This is a genomic window from Kurthia senegalensis (assembly GCF_000285595.1).
GTDB lineage: Bacteria > Bacillota > Bacilli > Bacillales_A > Planococcaceae > Kurthia > Kurthia senegalensis.
In genome coordinates this window covers 1-16,703 of record NZ_HE611065.1, presented here as the reverse complement: position 1 = coordinate 16,703, position 16,703 = coordinate 1, and the positions used below count along the sequence as shown (strand labels likewise).

Here is a 16,703-nt window from a genome sequence, read left to right as displayed (position 1 = left end):
ATTTTTCATTTATTCCAATTTGTTTAAGTACCGCTAATAATTGAATAGCATCGATATTCGTTTCAGGTAGTTCTTCTTCGACCTCTTGTTTTTTCAAGATGTTAATTTCTTCATTTAACCGTTCCATTTTTAAATCGAGATGTTTGGCTGTTTGAGCAGCTTGTAACAATTCATCGGTTAAATGACTCGGAATGTGTTTATCGTATTTATAATAAATTTTATGTTCGAGTGAAGCCCAAAAATCCATAGCAATCGTTCGAATTTGCATTTCAATGTATACATCTTCTCTGCGATCCGATAAAAAGACGGGGATAGTCATAATTAAATGCAAGCTTTGATAACCATTTTCTTTCGGATTTGCGATATAATCTTTTACTTCGATAATCGTTAAATCACTTTGACGTTCAATCATTTCTTTCAATTTGTATATATCAGATACGAATGAACAAATGATGCGTATGCCAGCAATGTCTGTAATCGTTTCACGAATGGCTTCTATTGAATAAGGAATGTTTTTTTTGATAATTTTTCGTATGATACTTTCAGGAGATTTCAAACGTGTATTCGTATGCTCAATGGGATTGTATTCATGCATTAATTGAAACTCTTCTTTTAAAATATTAACCTTTGTTGTTATTTCATCAATAGCAAACTTATAAGCCATCATAAACCGTGTCATTTCTACGCGTAGTTGACGTGCTAATTGTTTTTGTTCAGGTTGTATTTCGACCATCGTAACCCTCCTCTATATTCTTTTTTATTATATCGAATTAAATGAATTTTGACATATACTTGACGCATGATTTTCATATAATAAGGTAAATGGTAGGAGGTAGGGATAATGACCCGGCTAAAAAAAGAAATTATTATCGGCATGTGTTGCATGTTTGTCTTTTTACTTTGTTTCGGTTTTGTGACGACATATCAATACGTGCAAGAGCATCAAATCGCTCTATTCTTTTAAAAAATGAAGAAAAAGTGAAACTTATTACGATGTATTACGTAAAATAACTATCAACTAATTATTTAGAAACAAAGGAGTGAATAGTATGTTCTTTATTCCTACTTTAGTAGGTTTTCTTTATGAACTTGTTCTCGCAATCCCATTTGTTGGAGGACTTATTGTCATCGGTAGTTCATACGGAACAATCGCAACAGCGCTCGTAATTCACGCTATTATTTTAATTTTCCGCTTCGTTCGTGGTGATTCAAAAGTTGTGCCGATTTTAGCGTTAATCGGTACGTTATTAACGTGGATTCCATTCGTTGGGTGGTTTATCCATTTATGTATCGCAATCGCTTATTTCATTGATTTTTTCGTTGGGAAAAGACGTTAAATAAAGCGTAAAGAACTTGGAACTTAGCGTTTCAAGTTCTTTTTTATTTGTATCCATTTTATCGATTTCATATAATAGAAAATAAAAGAAAGAGGCGAACACGTATGTCTGAAATTAAAGTGAGTTTTGATTCGAAAGTGACGTTTGTGAAAGTGCCGAACGATTTATTAAGTAAAAAACTTGAAATGACCGTTAAAGTAAAAAATGCTACGAGTAGTATGAAAACTCGGGTGAAATCCCTTTTTTTCACCGACTTCAGTTAAGTTGTCTACGGAAGGAACGCTGACAAATCTTTATTTAGATCCGGAATATTATGCAGCACACGGGGTAGAAGAAATCGAAATTTATTGTAAAGACTGTGGCGTATCTGTTAAACGCTCGTTTAAAGAAATGGAAAGAAAGCTAACAGCGTTGAATGGGGGACATCCTGTGGGAAAATCAGACGTATTAAAAGTGACGTATCCGTACCATTGTACGTGTCAACTACATACGAGAAGTAAAAGTTTTTATCGCTTCGATTTCAAAGAGTAACATAAAGAAAAAGGAGTCATCACATAATTGTGATGACTCCTTTTTTGTTTATACGTCTAAGTAACCTAAAATCATAATGCCTATGAAAATTAAGATGATGACGAAATACTGTGCTTTCGTTAATTTTTCTTTTAAGAAAATACGTCCTAAAATCATAGAACATACGAAGAATGATGCTAAAATAGGTGCGGCTAAAATAGATTTTGTCGCAAGGGCAAACGTATAGAAAAACTGCCCGCCCGTTTCTAAAACAGCGGCAATGGCACCATTTTTTTGATCACGAAGACGAAACTCTACCTTTTTCGCTTTTAAGTAAAGGAAATAGAAGATCGCTACGACAAGCCACGTATATTCGTAAGCGATAATAGCTGGACCTTCAGCAATGAGTTTTAATTCATCTAAAACAGCAGCGTCTGCAAATGTACCGAGTCCGTCTAATACGGCATATAGTAGTGGGAAAGTTAAAGCAATCAGGCCGTAACGATATTTCGTATCGACTTTAATACCTTTACGACGTAATTCTAAATCATCATATTTTTTCTCAATGAATGCGAGCCAAATAATACCTAATAAAATAAGAGCGAATCCCGTGATGTGTAACCACGTAATATCTTGTGGGAAGGTGAAAAGTAAAAGTAAAACCGTAATAGCACCAGATGAATTTTGAAGTGGTGCAACGATTGAAAGTTCTAAATAACGTAAACCGACGTAACCGAAAACCATTGAAGCGATGTATAACGCTGAAACAGGTAAGTACGTAATAAAGTCTTGTAGTTGGACATTCACATCAGACGTAATCCAATAAATTGTTGCGTGAATCCCCATAACAAGTCCGACCATAATCGCGATTTTCGCATGACTGTATTTGTCGTTTTCATTTGAAGCCTTTTTATAAAATAAATTAGCTGTTCCCCATAAAACCCAAGTAATGAGGGCGTAAGTTAACCACATAGTAATAATAATCTCCTTTTATTGTATGAATAAGTTCATTAAGTATATAAAGCTATTCATACGTTACGGAGAATCTTTTTTACTTAAAGCTTCTCGGAGCTCTTCAATGCTAGAAACAATGATTCCTCGTTGTTTGATGAGCCCTACAACAAATAGATTACGGTAAATAAATTGATTTTCCGTAGCATCTTTTTGGAGTGCATCGATTTTTTTCATATTGTCTCGTCCTTGTTGGCGAGTGTCAGTGAGTAGCGCAAAGATTGGGCGGTTGAGCATCGAAAATGCGCCGATTTCAGCAGCAACACCACTATCGATTTCAACGCCGTCCAAAACAGCGATCAAGAAGTCACTTTTTAAAAGGGACGCCATGTCTGCTGATGCGATTTGTTCGCTATCAGCATACGCTGCCTTATCATTTATTGCACCATTTTCCTGTGGAACGTATAGTTCGACGCCAGGAAGGGTTTGTCTGACAGCATCTGCGACGAGCTCATTAACGAGCCGATCGCCTAAGCTAAACAAACCGTTGGCTAAATAACCTGTTTTCATGTTGATAAGACCTCCATTCCGACTAATTGTATCGGAACTTCTAATACGTTTCAACCGTTTTTCAACGAACGACGTTATCTACGTGAATTCCACTCGGAAAATAAGACAAAACCGGCAATAAAAATGAATGCAACGATGTAAAACCAAGTAGGGACACTTGAAAATAATAAGAACATAGTAAATCCTCCTTTTTTCTTATAGTAGCATATGATTTTTCGAATAGGAAACTACACAATACGAGGTAAATCATGTAAAATGAATGAGAAGATCACTGGAAAGAGGTTATAAACGAATGATTCATTTACAATGGAAAGAACTACCTACAGTAAAAACAGTTACATGCGTGAATACAGATGCTAAAAAATATTTAGTTTCAAACATGCTAACAGTCGGTAAAGAGTATGAAGTGAAAAATGAAACAGAAGAATTCATTTTTGTTATTGATAACTCTGGCAACGTTGGCGGTTACTACAAACAATATTTTGCTTAAATGCGTCAAATGAACGGGCTGTTTGCACTTTGCAAACGGTCTTTTTTATAAAATGGGAGGAATTATTTTGAACCAACTTATTGAGAAAGAACGGAAACATCGCCGCACTAGAACGTACGAGGAATCATTTCAACGCTTAATTCCAAGTGGAGGCTATCGCTCGCCTAACCCTTATTTAATGGAAGATGTTTTATTGAGCATCGTATTGAAAAAGCCAGTTTTATTAAAAGGACCATCTGGCTCGGGTAAGACGAAATTAGCAGAATCTATTTCGAATTATTTTCAACAACCGATGCAAAGTGTCAACTGTTCAGTTGATTTAGATGTTGAAAGCTTACTAGGTTATAAAACCGTCGTACAAGAAAATGGTCAAACATTAATTGATTTCGTAGAAGGTCCGGTCGTAGAAGCGATGAAAAAAGGTCATATTTTATACATCGATGAAATTAATATGGCAAAAGCCGAAACGCTGCCTATTTTACATAGCGTGCTAGACCATCGCCGTACGTTAACGAATCCTTTTACAGGAGAAGTTATTTTTGCACATGAAGATTTTAATGTTATCGCGGCAATTAACGAGGGCTATATCGGAACGACACCGATGAACGAAGCACTTAAAAATCGCTTTATTTCTTTTTCAGTCGCGTACATTTCTGGTGACGTGCTGAAGGAACTTTGGCAAGAAAATTTCCCGAATGGGAAGCAAGAAGTGACAAATGTGATGTTACATTTAGCGGAAGATTTGAAAACACAAGTAGAACAAGGTCTTTTAAGTGAGGAAGCAGCTTCTATTCGCTCACTACTTGATGCGACAGAACTTGCACAGTACATTCCGATCGAAAGAGCTATTAATTATGCGATTGCCGAAAAATTAGCCGATCGCAATGAAAAAGAACTCGTAATGGAATTAGCTAATACGTGGGTGAAGTGAGGCGAAGAAAATGGCTGAATTAGGGCGTTTCATTCAATTCAATAATGAACAATTAAATGCGAGACAAATGTTGCAATATGAAACATTGGCGAAAGCACTTTCTTCTAATACATCCATTCACGTAACAGAAAGACAAGTAATCGAAATGAATGTCGAAAAAGAAGAACTCGCGATGTCTGTTTTTTGGCGTCATCGAGACAAGCAGACGATGCATTTAGGTCGCTTATCAGACTTATACATTATGAGCTTAGGTTTTTGGAGGAATTTCCATCTATCTGCCTATCGTACGTACGTGTCTGAAATAAAAGAAGAAGCGCTACCGAAAATGCGGAAACAATTATTTTTCTTAATCGAAGAATTTCGATTAATTGAACAAATTCAACAAAATAGACCAGGGACGAAAAAAGCATTTGATGTGCGAAAGAAAACGTATGTTGAAACGTTGAAACATCAAATGACCGTGTATCAGCAAAAAGGGTATACAGCAGATGCTTTTTTGAATTTTTGTTACATTGCCGCACATGAGGGGTCTCTTCATCGTCATGAGTATGATTTTGAAAATTTCATGTGGCAGTTTCAACAAATTTATGATGTCCGGTCCACAGAGCAAAGTATTGCGCTAACGTGGCGATTAATGGCGATTGTCGAGCAACATATTACGAAAGACGTATCGTTTAATTTGTATGCATTACTTGACACGTTGCCAAAACAGGACATGCATAGTTCGAAAGGCAAAAAAGCATGTTTAACAGAAGGCGACTCTGAAAATAAAGAGACGATTGAAGAAATGTTTCGAACGTGGCATCGTGAAACGAAAAGCCAAGAAGGAACACATTTACGGTTGGAGTTAGACCGAGGGAACAGCAATCAAAGTGTAGGAGCAGAAGGTGCCGAAGGGGATCCAGAGCAAGATGCAACGAGTAGTGCATCGGGCGGAGAGATTGATCCAGAAGCGATTCAGAAAAAACAATCAAAATCGCTACCTTCTACGAAAAAGACAGCTGGAAAGAAAAAAGCAGGGAAAGCGTTTGGGAAAAGTAATGAACACGTCACGTACGAAGAGAAGGCTATTGAAATTCATAATTCGACAACGCTTTTACGCCAAGTGATGCGTACACGGTACGAACAAGCACCGTTCGTAAAAGATTTCGTAAAAGAATTTCAACGACAAATGGCGCAAAAAAACATAGCGAAGCGTAACCATTTAAGTTTCGGACGTTTAGATAGCCGTTCTTTGCTTCAATTTATTGTAGAAAATCGCCCGAAACCTTTTTATAAAAAAGATGCACCAGCAAAACCACTTGATGCCGTATTTGGTCTACTTATTGATGGATCGGCATCGATGGAAGATAAGTTGGAAGAAACGAAGAAAGCTGTCTTATTATTTCATGATGTTCTGCGGAACTTACAAATTAGACACGATATTGTGAGTTATTATGAGGATGCGTACGAGGCGACAAAAGAAAATCAGCCGAACACATTTGAATGGGTGCATCGAATGGAAGAAAATCCGAGTGCTGATTGTGCGGAAAGTATTATGTCGATTGAGGCACATGAAGATAACCGGGATGGGTTTGCGATTCGTTGGATGGCAAAACGATTGCAAAAGAGGGAAGAGAAACATCGTTTTTTACTCATCTTTTCTGATGGGGAACCGTCCGCCTTTGAATATGCTAATAATGGGATTATTGATACGACAGAAGCGGTATTAGAAGCAGAGAAAAAAGGAATGACAGTCGTGCATTTATTTTTAAGTACGGAAAAACCGTCAGAGGAACAATTACTGTTATTTCATTCGATTTATGGGAAGCAGACGGTTGCCGCTTCCAGTGTAGAGCAATTTAGCGATGTGACATTACGCTTATTAAAAAGACTCGTTCGCCAAGTCATTCAATCAAGTTAAATAAAAGTATGTAGAGTGTAGCGTTAGTTGCTACACTTTTTTAATTAGCCAACATGTTCAGTAAGAGCCGAATGTAGGTTTTCAGGTTCGAAGTCACGAATGGATTTTTGAACTTGTGAACGCAGTAAAGCTTCAAGGGAAGCGGCTGCTTTTAACTCTTCTAAAATATACGATTCTTCATATCGTATTAGTGTCATATCATATTGTTTAAACAATTGATGAATTTTCTTCGGATTAGTTTCTTCAACAGCAGCAAGAATGCCATAACAGTTTTCGTGAATACCTTGACTCATAGCTAATAATAAATTTTCGGTTTTATTACGTTGGGCGTCTATAGGAGAGAGATGTCTTTGTAATAAAAGTTGACCGATTGGGCCATTAACTGTTTTCAAAATTCGATTGCTAATCGTATACGGCATATCGTTTTTCGATAAAGGTGTCAAATAACCATACATTTGCTCTTTTTCAATTATTTCATGATGTGTTCTTTTTAATAGGGTAGCTTCTCGAACATACAGTTCTTCAATCGGTGCATTGACGTTTTGTCGCAGTGCAGCAAAAGCTTGTTGTGCTTGACCTTCAATTGAAAAAAATGCTAGTAAAAAATGTTTCGTTGGCATAAGGCAATCTCTCCTTCATAAACGTTTTTAGTTTCAATATGAATGAATTAGTGATGCGTATAAATTGAAAGTGTGTATGTTGAATTTTACCCAAATAAAGGATGAGTGAAACAAATGAATGAGGCAAAGTACTTAAAATGTTGGAGAATTAGGAACGTTTTATTTGAAAGAAGTTTCATATGATGGACAACATCACAACAATTGATGGAAAAGAAAAAATGACGCTATCCATGGACAGCGTCATTTTTATTTAAGAAAAGAAAGGTTGCTCGAGGGACTTTGAATACATTTAACGACGTTCTTGTTCTTGTTTCGTATATTGTAATTGCAAAAGACGTTGTTTTAAATCTTGTTCCATTTGGGCAAGTTCAATTTCTGCGAGACGACGTTTTTCACGTCCTTCTGCTTGAATTTCTAACGTTTCAGCTATCGTTTGTACGAGATTATCTTGCGTAATTTTTAACGTTTCAATTTCTACGATTCCGCGTTCATTTTCTTTTGCCGTTTCAATCGTATTCATTTTTAACATTTCTGAGTTGCGTAGTAATAATTCATTCGTCGTTTCGGTTACTTTTCGTTGCGCTTCTACAGCTTTTCGTTGGTTGTTCAACGTTAGGGCGATAGCGATTTGATTACGCCAAAGAGGAATCGATGTCATGATAGACGACTGGATTTTTTCAGCTAGCGTTTGATTCGTCGATTGAATCATACGAATTTGTGGAGCGGATTGTAATGTGATTTGTCTAGAAAGTTGCAAATCGTACATTCGTTTTTCAAGTCGATCGACGAATTGATTTAAATCATTCACTTCCTGCACTTTCATTTGATCGTCAGATTGTTGTGCTTCTGCATGTGCACGAGGAATAATTTCATTTACAAGTTCATCTCGTTTCAATTCTGCAGCTGCGATGTAAATGTTCAATGCTTCAAAATACGTTTTGTTTTGATCGTATAATTGGTCAAGCATTCGAACGTCATCAACGAGGCCGTTTTTAGAATGCTCTAATTGAATGGCGATTCGATCGATTTGCGTACTTAGTTTTTGATATTTAGACATAACTTCGCTAATGGACTTAGACACTTTACTAAATAATTTTTTGAGTCCTTTAGGTTGTTCTGCTTGTAATTCGTCCGGATTGATTTCATTTAATTTATTCATTAAATCGGATAAAATCGAACCTACTTCTCCTGCATCTTTCGCTTGTACGTGATCGAGCATTTTGTTAGAGAAAGTAGATAGTGCTGCTTGAGCATTTGCTCCGTATGTCAAAATGGCATCTGTTTGATTCGTAGGAATTTGGCTAGCTAACTCTTTTGCCTTTGCCTGTTCTTCTTCAGATAATCGATCCATTTCTTTGATTGGCTTCACAGCTTTTGTGAGTGTAGTAGGTTCGATTTTTTGTAAAGCATTGGTGTCAAATGGATTTGCTAACAAATCGTCCATCGTTTGGTTACGTTGTTCAGTCATTACTTATGCATCTCCCTTTGCTGACGACGTTCTACTCTTGAAGTACGTCTAATCGGCATTAATTCAGGTTCTTTATATGGTATATCTTGTTGCTTTTCATAACTTTCTTTTTTGAAAGTTCGATTTTTTGTTCAGCTTCAGCATAATGTTGCAATGCTTTTTCAAATGCCTCTTGTTCAGGCTCTTGTTGTTTTGATTGCTGTTTTATTGCAGTGAAGTGTGCTGAGAGTGGTTCTGATTTTTTCGAATGTCTAGCAGATGTCATTTTTGCGAAATCTAGTTCCATTTTTAACGATTCAATATCATCGGCTAGCACTTCTTTTAAGTCATCATTCAATATTTTTTGGTAGTTGTCTAATGCCAGTTGTGTTTCTTGTAGCGCAAGTTTCACTTCATAATCTTTCATTTTTTCACGTGCAAGTAAAACATACTTATCTGCTAACTCGCCGATAGAAGGGAGATGTGCATAAAAGAACGTTTCTACACGATAAAATTTTTGTGGGTTCGTTTTGACGATATTAATAATACGACGTGCGATTTTATTCATATCGTATAATTGACGGAATCCTTTAATAGAACGGACTTTTGTAAATAGACTAGATAGTTGACGAGCTGTATCATTGGCTTCTTCTAGTTGTTCTTCGATTAAGTTATATTCAGATTTTGTTAGATTGAATTTTTTTCTTGCGCCTCTACGTTGTGACATTTTCATGATGAATAATGTCATAACAAAACAAACAACGCCCCCGAATAAACTAATGAGTATCGGGACATTAAATCCAATTGCAATCAACGTAACAATCGGGCCAATGATGAAGGCTGTGATTATTCGTAGTATTTGATGGCCAGCGTTGAGCATAGTACTCCTCCTTCGAGTGTAAATGTATCGTTAGTATGTATACGAATCAAAATAAAATAAGTTTCAAAAGATTTGATTTTGCTTATTTCATATAATCGATGTGATGGATATGTATTCCTTCTATATAAAATATAAAATGAAAATTACATATATAGAATGTTTAATAAAATAAAAAAGGGAATGTAGTTTGTGTTTGAAGTCGAATGCTTTGGAACAATTTCATGAAAGTTATACAATACATATGTAATGAGCACGGAGTTATTCGTTCGAAATAACGGATTGAGTATTTTAAAAAGTAGTGCATAGAGAATTATTAGGCAATAGTTTATTGTGACAATTAAAGGAGCGCGAAAACGTGTATAAAGTAATTTATATGAAGGCAGATTATGAGCCTTGGTGGCAGTTTGATGGTTGGGAAGAATTTATCGTCAAAGAGCGTGCGTTTAAAAATAAACAAGAAGCAGAATCTTTTTTAGAACATACATTACGTGATTTTGAAGTGAAATATGGACATCAAGATCATCGTAAAGAACGTTTTTGGGCATTTTGGTCTGATGAAGAAGTAGCTTTTTGCGAAGCATGTGACGATGATATTCAAACGTATCACGGCATTATTTGGCAACAAGTATAAAAAAGTAAAAAAGTTGATATTTTTTGAAAAAATTTGAATTTTATTTGACAATGTTTGTTAGCGTGATATACTAAAAGCACAAATGAAATTCGTTTAACCGCAAACTTCCATTCACATATTACAAAAAGTGATCGATAAGTTCTTACGGTACTTTTTGTAATATGTGAATTTTTGTTTTGGGGATGGGATATGGATTCACTTTGTATTATTATTTATTTTTTGGAGGTTTTTTCACATGGAAAAAGGTACAGTAAAATGGTTTAACGCAGAAAAAGGTTTCGGTTTCATCGAGGTAGAAGGCGGAGACGACGTATTCGTACACTTCTCAGCAATCCAAGGTGAAGGATTCAAATCTTTAGACGAAGGTCAAGCTGTTGAATTCGAAGTAACTGAAGGTAACCGCGGTCCACAAGCTGCAAACGTAACAAAACTTTAATTTTAAAAATTAATTATAATGACAGGGGAATACTCCTCTGAATTTATTTATTACAAAGGGTAACATTTTGTTACCTTTTATAATATGTAAATTCTTTTGTTCTTAAAGCAGTAGAAATTTTGCGTATTAATTTTTAAAAATTTTGGAGGTTTTCTCACATGAAACAAGGTACAGTAAAATGGTTTAACGCAGAAAAAGGTTTCGGTTTTATCGAAATCGAAGGTGAAAATGATGTATTCGTACACTTCTCAGAAATCCAAGGCGAAGGATTCAAAACTTTAGACGAAGGTCAAAAAGTTGAATTTGAAGTGACTGACGGACAACGTGGCCCACAAGCTGCAAACGTAACAAAACTTTAATTTTCCGAAAAAGAGCATCCTTACTAGGATGCTCTTTTTTTTATGCACATACGTATGCCGAATGATTCAATTTATTCGGCTTTTTTTAATTTAAAAAATACATAAAGTAGAATAAAATGATTAAAAGTAGAAAAAACTTGAAAAAAATAGAATAAAGATGTAAAATTCTAACAAACATACCGACCGGTTAGTATGTGAGAGAAGGAGGAAGTAAAATGGATTTTTCGTATTCACCTAAAGTGTTGAGATTGCAAAAAAAGCTAATGGATTTTATGGAACAATATATTTACCCGAATGAGCATGTATATGAACAACAATTAGCGTCACAAAAAGATCGTTTTAGTCAAATTCCACCTATTAAATTAGAACTCATGAAAAAAGCGAAAGAAGCAGGTTTGTGGAACTTATTTTTACCAGACAGTACATATGGAGCTGGATTAACGAATTTAGAATACGCACCCTTATGTGAAATTATGGGGCGATCAATTTTAGCGCCAGAAGTATTCAACTGCAACGCCCCTGATACAGGGAATATGGAAGTGCTCGAGCGGTATGGAACGAAAGAACAAAAAGATAAGTGGTTGATTCCACTATTAGAAGGCGAAATTCGTTCTTGTTTTTCAATGACAGAACCAGATGTTGCTTCAAGTGATGCGACGAATGTGGAACTATCTATTGAAAAAGAAGGAAATGAGTACGTTATTAATGGACGTAAATGGTGGAGTTCTGGAGCAGGAGATCCGAGATGTGCGATTTCTATCGTCATGGGTAAAACAGATAAAGAAGCTGAGAAGCATGAACAACAATCGATGATTCTCGTGCCGATGGATACGGAAGGTTTGAAAGTCGAACGTATGCTACCGGTATTCGGTTATGACGACGCCCCTCACGGACATGCGGAGATTAGTTACACAAATGTGCGTGTACCCGTTGAAAATATTATTTGGGAAGAGGGGAAAGGGTTCGCGATTGCGCAAGGACGACTTGGACCTGGTAGAATTCATCATTGCATGCGCTTAATTGGTGCAGCGGAAAGAGCGTTGGAACTCATGTGTGAACGTGTGGAAATGCGTGTAGCTTTCGGTAAACCGTTAGCGAAGCAAGGGGTGATCCAAGAGTGGATTGCAATGTCACGTATGGAAATTGAACAAGCACGTTTATTAACGTTAAAAGCAGCCTATATGATGGACACTGTTGGAAATAAGGCAGCGAAGCAAGAAATTGCAATGATTAAAGCGATGGCGCCTCAAATGGCATTGAATGTGATCGACCGTGCTATTCAAAGTTTTGGCGCAAAAGGCGTTAGTGAGGATACACCACTTGCCTTTTTATGGGCACAAGCACGTACGTTGCGCTTTGCAGATGGTCCAGATGAAGTGCATAAAACACAAATTGCAAAATTAGAATTAAAAAATATAAGTGCTAGGGGATGAAACAGATGGATTTATTTCGATTGAATGGAAAAACAGCGATTATTACAGGTGGCGGACGCGGTTTAGGAGCACAAATTGCAGAAGGCTATGCAAAGGCAGGCATTCAAACGTTAATTCTTTGTTCGAGAAAGATTGAATCTTGTGAAGCGACAGCGCAACAATTGAAAGATAACTACGACGTAACTGTTTTTTCTTATGCATGTGATGTAACGAACGAAGAAAATGTAAAACAAGTCGTAAAAGATATTTCTGAAAAAGTCGAGACGATTGATATTTTAGTGAATAATAGCGGGGCATCTTGGGGTGCGAATTTTTTAGAAATGCCGAAAAGTGCATGGGATAAAGTAGTGGAAACGAATTTAACCGGCACATTTTTAATGTCTCAAGCAGTCGGTACGATTATGGCGAAACAGCAAAGTGGGGTTATTTTGAATATTGCATCGATTGCTGGTTTTGGTGGAACACCACCTTTTATGGAAACGGTTGCATACAATGCAAGTAAAGCTGGAATTATCGCTTTCACAAAAGATTTAGCTGTGAAACTTGGAAAAGAACATATCCGTGTAAATGCAATTGCTCCAGGGTTTTTCCCGACAAAAATGTCGAGCGCACTCATAGAACATGGAAAAGAGTATATTCAAGAGCATACGCCACTAGGGAGACTAGGCGGGGAAGAAGATTTAATGGGGGCAGCAATCTTTTTTGCATCGGATGCATCGCGCTATATTACAGGAGCCATCTTACCAGTAGATGGTGGTATGAGCGCTTATTAGGAGGAATTTGTTTGAAGGAAGAGTTAATTCGTCAAAGCATTCAACTTTTTGATGAAAAAGGTTTTACAAATACGTCTATTCAACAAATTACGGATGCATTGCATGTGACGAAAGGAACCTTTTATTATTATTTTGCGAGTAAAGAGCAGTTGCTTTATACGATTCATTTACATTATGTCGATGAATTGTTGAAGCGACAACAAACAATTATGAATCAAAAGCAAACGGCATTAGAAAAATTATCGCGTATAATTACGTTAATTATTGAGGACATGGATGACGTTCAATTAGAGGCGAGAGTATTTTTTCGCGAAATGAAACATTTAAGTACGGAAAACAATCAGAACATTAAACAGAAGCGAAAGCAGTTTCGATTAAATGTTCAGTCCGTTATAGAGCAGGGGCAAGATCATCGTGAAATATCGAATACGGTGAAAGCAGATCTGGCTGCTTTTGCTGTATTAGGAATGACAAATTATTGTTATGAATGGTACAAGCAAGAAGGTACGCTGAGTACGTCCGAATTAGCTGTTCAATACGTGGAAATGATTTTGAAAGGGATGGTGGCAAATGAGCGAAACGATGAAGGTTCGTGAGGGCGAGGAATTACCGGTAAGTAAAATTCAAACATTTTTAAACAATGATCGTACAATCGGAGATATTTTATCGTATACACAATTTCAAGCAGGGGCGTCCAATTTAACGTATGCGCTCACGACTACAACAGGGGAATATGTTCTTCGGAGACCTCCTTTTGGAAAGTTGGCAAAAAAGGCACACGATATGTCACGGGAATATCAGCTTTTAGAAATGCTACATCCTTTATTAAATGAAGTACCAAAACCTATTTTGTTATGTGAGGACCTTTCTGTCATTGGCGTTCCTTTTTTTATTATGGAACGCAAAAAAGGAATCGTATTAGATACATCATTCGAAGGGGAATATGAAGAAACCTATGGGGCAATCATTTCAGAAAAAGTCATTGATTTACTCGTGAAATTGCATGCCATCGATTATAAACAAACGAATTTAGCGTCGATGACAAAAGCGGAAGGGTTTTTAGAAAGACAAGTTCTTAGTTGGATTGCGCGTTATGAACAAGCAAAAACCGAAGAAATTGAAGAAGTGATAGCTTTGACAAAATGGCTGAAAAATCATATTCCTGAAACGCTTGATTCAACGATTATTCACTATGACTTTAAATTGAACAATATTATGTTTAATGAAAATTACGATGAAATTGTCGGCTTATTCGATTGGGAAATGACGACGGTTGGGGATCCTTTAGCAGATGTCGGTGTGATGTTAAGTTATTGGGTGACAGAAGAAGACTCCGATACGCTGAAATATATGCTCGGGAAGCCGCCTGTAACAATAATGCCGGGGTTTTATACGCGAGAACAAATGATTGCACGTTATGCTGCTAAAAGTGGCCGCGATATGTCCGCAATTTCGTATTACATTGTATTTGCCTATTTTAAATTGGCAGTCATTGGTCAGCAAATTTATGCACGCTTTGTGAATGGTCAAACAAAGGACCCACGCTTTGAAGCATTTGGTCAGCTCGTTCACTCATTAATGCATTATGCAAATGATTTAACGAAGAAGTAATAGATGTTTTGCTTTACAAATGTATTTTTTTAGAAATATAGATATTCGGTGTTGAATAAATTCTCCGTTGCATCATAAAGGTTGTTTACAAGTGTCAATTAAAAAAGAGTCGCAATGATTTTAAAATCATCGCGACTCTTTTTATTGGACGAAGGTTTCGCTGATTATCGACCGAAATCGAAGTGGTCTGGATTTGGTCCGTAATGACCGTCTTCATTCAAACTCTCGATTAATAAAATATCGTCCGCTGTTAATTCAAAGTCATAAATATCAATATTTTCTTTAATACGACTAGGTGTCAATGATTTTGGAATCGTAATGACGTTCGTTTGAATTTGCCAACGTAAAATAACTTGTGCTGTCGTTTTATTATATTTGGAAGCAATCGTCTGCAACGTTTTATTTTCTAAAATTTCACCATTTACTAAAGGTGTCCAAGCTTCTGTTTGAATGCCTTTTTCAATATTAAATGAATGAACTTTCTTTTGTGATTGAAGCGGATTTAATTCAATTTGATTAATAGCTGGCACAACTTCTGCTACAGCTAATAATTTCTCTAAATGATGGACGTGGAAGTTACAAACACCAATATTTTTAACTTTACCTTCTTTATATAGTGTTTCAAGTGCTTGCCATTGTGGAATGAAATCATTGTCATTGTCTAAGCCTGGCCAATGAAGTAAGTATAAATCTAAATAGTCTAGTTGCATTTTCTTCAATGCTTCTTCATACGCTTGAAGTGTTTCCTCATAGGTTGTATGATCGTTCCAAACTTTTGATGTGATGAATAATTCTTCTCGTGAAACGATTCCTTCTGAAATAGCTTCGTTAATCCCTTTACCAACGGAAGCTTCATTTTCATAAATCGCAGCTGTATCAATTAATCGATATCCAGATTCAATCGCTGTTTTAACACATGCTGATAAATTATCGCTCTCAGGTGAGCGGAATGTACCGTAACCTAATGTAGGGATTTGATTTCCATTGTTTAGCTTTGTCATTTTTGACATCGTCAACACTCCTTTTAAAGAATAGTTTTATCTTAACGCATTCTTATTGTTTTTGGAAGTTTCATACATTTGTTACTATTAAAGTAGAGAGGGAGGTTTTAACATGAAACGAATTAAATTGTACATTGCTATGAGTTTAGATGGATACATTGCGACACGCGATGGAGATATAAAATGGCTATCAACGGTTGAAGGCGAGGGAGACAATGGATATTTTGCTTTTTTTTCATCCATTGATACGGTCGTTATGGGGCGACTTACATATGAATGGATTTTAAAAAACAATACGCATTTTCCATATGCTCAACAAAAATGCTACGTTGTAACATCGAAAAAAATGCCGAGTATCGGAAATGTTCATTTTATAGAAGGAAGTTTTAAAGAAATGGCTCGTAAATTACGAAAGGATAGTGAAAAAGATATTTGCTTAATTGGTGGGGCGCAATTGTTCGATGGTTTTTTATAGTTAGGAGAAGTAGATGATTTAGTTCTTTCCATTGCACCCGTTATTTTAGGAAATGGTATTCGTCTGTTTTCAGATTTCCACGAAGCGAGTCAATGGCGACTGACGAAAACAACTACATACAATCAATTCGTTGAAGTGACGTATAAGAAAAGAGAAGAATAAGTCTATTTGGTCGGTGTTGTTTAATTCGATAAAAAAGCGGGAAATACTGAATAATAGTTTTTATGAAAAAATATTATTTTTTCATAAAAACTATTGCATTATAAGAATTCTAGTACTATAATAACTTATGTCATTAAGAAACAAGACATAAAACATCTGAATAATAAAACGTTTTAAGTAAGC

Annotated in this window: 22 protein-coding genes; 15 read left to right on the top strand and 7 right to left on the bottom strand. The window is 36.2% G+C overall.

The genetic code is table 11. The annotated features are described in order from the left end of the window. Positions 1–733: GTP pyrophosphokinase (locus tag KSHG_RS16205; RefSeq protein WP_010303005.1), on the bottom strand; the 733-nt coding region annotated here is incomplete at its 3' end. Between the two features lie 108 nt (positions 734–841). On the opposite strand from KSHG_RS16205, the gene KSHG_RS18940 reads away from it, so the two are divergent. The 4 genes from KSHG_RS18940 (at position 842) to KSHG_RS05380 (ending at position 1,868) form a co-directional block, all read left to right on the top strand. Further along, on the top strand, positions 842–964 hold the full coding sequence (locus tag KSHG_RS18940) for a hypothetical protein (RefSeq protein WP_261797756.1): 123 nt from the start codon (positions 842–844) through the stop codon (positions 962–964). An 85-nt stretch (positions 965–1,049) separates the two neighbouring features. Continuing rightward, a complete protein-coding gene (locus tag KSHG_RS05390; RefSeq protein ID WP_010303003.1) occupies positions 1,050–1,337 on the top strand; it encodes a hypothetical protein in 288 nt (95 codons plus the stop codon). A gap of 104 nt (positions 1,338–1,441) precedes the next feature. After that, positions 1,442–1,600, top strand: a complete 159-nt coding sequence (locus KSHG_RS18270) for a hypothetical protein (protein ID WP_154646881.1) — start codon at positions 1,442–1,444, stop codon at positions 1,598–1,600. Between the two features lies 1 nt (position 1,601). After that, the gene (locus KSHG_RS05380; protein WP_010303001.1) at positions 1,602–1,868 is read left to right on the top strand and encodes a hypothetical protein; all 267 of its coding nucleotides are present in this window, start codon (positions 1,602–1,604) and stop codon (positions 1,866–1,868) included. 48 nt (positions 1,869–1,916) lie between these two features. Here the strand turns inward: KSHG_RS05380 and KSHG_RS05375 are convergent, their stop codons facing one another. Beyond that, complete coding sequence (locus KSHG_RS05375) at positions 1,917–2,819, bottom strand: EamA family transporter (protein WP_010303000.1); 903 nt, start codon at positions 2,817–2,819, stop codon at positions 1,917–1,919. Positions 2,820–2,882: 63 nt separating this feature from the next. Beyond that, a complete protein-coding gene (locus tag KSHG_RS05370) occupies positions 2,883–3,368 on the bottom strand; it encodes a nucleoside 2-deoxyribosyltransferase (RefSeq protein ID WP_010302999.1) in 486 nt (161 codons plus the stop codon). 292 nt (positions 3,369–3,660) lie between these two features. Here KSHG_RS05370 and KSHG_RS05360 point away from each other — a divergent pair, with 292 nt between their 5' ends. From KSHG_RS05360 to KSHG_RS05350, 3 genes are read left to right on the top strand one after another with little or no spacing between them, the layout of a single operon-like run. Beyond that, complete coding sequence (locus tag KSHG_RS05360) at positions 3,661–3,858, top strand: DUF6501 family protein (protein ID WP_010302998.1); 198 nt, start codon at positions 3,661–3,663, stop codon at positions 3,856–3,858. 52 nt (positions 3,859–3,910) lie between these two features. Continuing rightward, positions 3,911–4,789 (top strand): ATP-binding protein, encoded by an 879-nt coding sequence (locus KSHG_RS05355; protein ID WP_042231490.1) that lies wholly within the window; start codon positions 3,911–3,913, stop codon positions 4,787–4,789. A 10-nt stretch (positions 4,790–4,799) separates the two neighbouring features. Beyond that, entirely contained in the window at positions 4,800–6,692 is a 1,893-nt protein-coding gene (locus tag KSHG_RS05350; protein ID WP_010302996.1) for a vWA domain-containing protein, read from the top strand. Between the two features lie 44 nt (positions 6,693–6,736). On the opposite strand, the gene KSHG_RS05345 is transcribed toward KSHG_RS05350, so the two are convergent. The 3 genes from KSHG_RS05345 to KSHG_RS16200 all read right to left on the bottom strand — a co-directional run bounded on the left by KSHG_RS05345 (position 6,737) and on the right by KSHG_RS16200 (position 9,639). Then, positions 6,737–7,312: a hypothetical protein gene (locus KSHG_RS05345; protein ID WP_010302995.1), complete on the bottom strand. Its 576-nt coding sequence runs from the start codon at positions 7,310–7,312 to the stop codon at positions 6,737–6,739. 289 nt (positions 7,313–7,601) lie between these two features. Then, the gene (locus KSHG_RS05340) at positions 7,602–8,780 is read right to left on the bottom strand and encodes a toxic anion resistance protein (RefSeq protein WP_010302992.1); all 1,179 of its coding nucleotides are present in this window, start codon (positions 8,778–8,780) and stop codon (positions 7,602–7,604) included. Between the two features lie 58 nt (positions 8,781–8,838). After that, positions 8,839–9,639: a 5-bromo-4-chloroindolyl phosphate hydrolysis family protein gene (locus KSHG_RS16200; RefSeq protein ID WP_010302989.1), complete on the bottom strand. Its 801-nt coding sequence runs from the start codon at positions 9,637–9,639 to the stop codon at positions 8,839–8,841. 355 nt (positions 9,640–9,994) lie between these two features. Between KSHG_RS16200 and KSHG_RS05330 the strand changes: the two genes are divergently transcribed. The 7 genes from KSHG_RS05330 (at position 9,995) to KSHG_RS05300 (ending at position 14,882) form a co-directional block, all read left to right on the top strand. Further along, a complete protein-coding gene (locus KSHG_RS05330; protein ID WP_010302986.1) occupies positions 9,995–10,270 on the top strand; it encodes a DUF1033 family protein in 276 nt (91 codons plus the stop codon). Positions 10,271–10,505: 235 nt separating this feature from the next. Beyond that, positions 10,506–10,706: a cold-shock protein gene (locus tag KSHG_RS05325; RefSeq protein WP_010302983.1), complete on the top strand. Its 201-nt coding sequence runs from the start codon at positions 10,506–10,508 to the stop codon at positions 10,704–10,706. A 158-nt stretch (positions 10,707–10,864) separates the two neighbouring features. Further along, positions 10,865–11,065, top strand: coding sequence for a cold-shock protein (locus KSHG_RS05320; RefSeq protein ID WP_010302980.1), 201 nt, complete (start codon positions 10,865–10,867; stop codon positions 11,063–11,065). A gap of 215 nt (positions 11,066–11,280) precedes the next feature. Next, positions 11,281–12,498 carry an acyl-CoA dehydrogenase family protein gene (locus tag KSHG_RS05315; RefSeq protein ID WP_010302977.1) on the top strand — a complete coding sequence of 406 codons (1,218 nt, stop codon included), beginning with the start codon at positions 11,281–11,283 and terminating at the stop codon, positions 12,496–12,498. Further along, complete coding sequence (locus KSHG_RS05310) at positions 12,495–13,271, top strand: SDR family oxidoreductase (protein ID WP_026022512.1); 777 nt, start codon at positions 12,495–12,497, stop codon at positions 13,269–13,271. The genes KSHG_RS05315 and KSHG_RS05310 overlap by 4 nt, the downstream gene beginning before the upstream one ends. 11 nt (positions 13,272–13,282) lie before the next feature. Continuing rightward, positions 13,283–13,867, top strand: a complete 585-nt coding sequence (locus tag KSHG_RS05305; RefSeq protein ID WP_010302968.1) for a TetR/AcrR family transcriptional regulator — start codon at positions 13,283–13,285, stop codon at positions 13,865–13,867. Continuing rightward, a complete protein-coding gene (locus KSHG_RS05300) occupies positions 13,842–14,882 on the top strand; it encodes a phosphotransferase family protein (protein ID WP_010302964.1) in 1,041 nt (346 codons plus the stop codon). Before KSHG_RS05305 ends, KSHG_RS05300 begins: the two co-directional genes overlap by 26 nt. A 164-nt stretch (positions 14,883–15,046) precedes the next feature. On the opposite strand, the gene KSHG_RS05295 is transcribed toward KSHG_RS05300, so the two are convergent. Continuing rightward, a complete protein-coding gene (locus KSHG_RS05295; RefSeq protein WP_407635300.1) occupies positions 15,047–15,901 on the bottom strand; it encodes an aldo/keto reductase in 855 nt (284 codons plus the stop codon). Positions 15,902–15,995: 94 nt separating this feature from the next. On the opposite strand from KSHG_RS05295, the gene KSHG_RS16195 reads away from it, so the two are divergent. Continuing rightward, on the top strand, positions 15,996–16,358 hold the full coding sequence (locus KSHG_RS16195) for a dihydrofolate reductase family protein (RefSeq protein WP_010302958.1): 363 nt from the start codon (positions 15,996–15,998) through the stop codon (positions 16,356–16,358). Positions 16,359–16,703: the final 345 nt, after the last annotated feature.

Excerpts from the sequence above, each read along its gene's own strand:
- KSHG_RS05390 (WP_010303003.1), top strand. The coding sequence starts at position 1,050 with ATGTTCTTTATTCCTACTTTAGTAGGTTTTCTTTATGAACTTGTTCTC.
- KSHG_RS05360 (WP_010302998.1), top strand. The coding sequence starts at position 3,661 with ATGATTCATTTACAATGGAAAGAACTACCTACAGTAAAAACAGTTACA.
- KSHG_RS05355 (WP_042231490.1), top strand. The coding sequence starts at position 3,911 with ATGGGAGGAATTATTTTGAACCAACTTATTGAGAAAGAACGGAAACAT.
- KSHG_RS05325 (WP_010302983.1), top strand. The coding sequence starts at position 10,506 with ATGGAAAAAGGTACAGTAAAATGGTTTAACGCAGAAAAAGGTTTCGGT.
- KSHG_RS05375 (WP_010303000.1), bottom strand. The coding sequence starts at position 2,819 with ATGTGGTTAACTTACGCCCTCATTACTTGGGTTTTATGGGGAACAGCT.
- KSHG_RS05340 (WP_010302992.1), bottom strand. The coding sequence starts at position 8,780 with ATGACTGAACAACGTAACCAAACGATGGACGATTTGTTAGCAAATCCA.
- KSHG_RS05310 (WP_026022512.1), top strand. The coding sequence starts at position 12,495 with ATGAAACAGATGGATTTATTTCGATTGAATGGAAAAACAGCGATTATT.
- KSHG_RS05370 (WP_010302999.1), bottom strand. The coding sequence starts at position 3,368 with ATGAAAACAGGTTATTTAGCCAACGGTTTGTTTAGCTTAGGCGATCGG.
- KSHG_RS05300 (WP_010302964.1), top strand. The coding sequence starts at position 13,842 with ATGAGCGAAACGATGAAGGTTCGTGAGGGCGAGGAATTACCGGTAAGT.
- KSHG_RS16195 (WP_010302958.1), top strand. The coding sequence starts at position 15,996 with ATGAAACGAATTAAATTGTACATTGCTATGAGTTTAGATGGATACATT.
- KSHG_RS05350 (WP_010302996.1), top strand. The coding sequence starts at position 4,800 with ATGGCTGAATTAGGGCGTTTCATTCAATTCAATAATGAACAATTAAAT.
- KSHG_RS05320 (WP_010302980.1), top strand. The coding sequence starts at position 10,865 with ATGAAACAAGGTACAGTAAAATGGTTTAACGCAGAAAAAGGTTTCGGT.
- KSHG_RS05345 (WP_010302995.1), bottom strand. The coding sequence starts at position 7,312 with ATGCCAACGAAACATTTTTTACTAGCATTTTTTTCAATTGAAGGTCAA.
- KSHG_RS16200 (WP_010302989.1), bottom strand. The coding sequence starts at position 9,639 with ATGCTCAACGCTGGCCATCAAATACTACGAATAATCACAGCCTTCATC.
- KSHG_RS18940 (WP_261797756.1), top strand. The coding sequence starts at position 842 with ATGACCCGGCTAAAAAAAGAAATTATTATCGGCATGTGTTGCATGTTT.
- KSHG_RS18270 (WP_154646881.1), top strand. The coding sequence starts at position 1,442 with ATGTCTGAAATTAAAGTGAGTTTTGATTCGAAAGTGACGTTTGTGAAA.
- KSHG_RS05315 (WP_010302977.1), top strand. The coding sequence starts at position 11,281 with ATGGATTTTTCGTATTCACCTAAAGTGTTGAGATTGCAAAAAAAGCTA.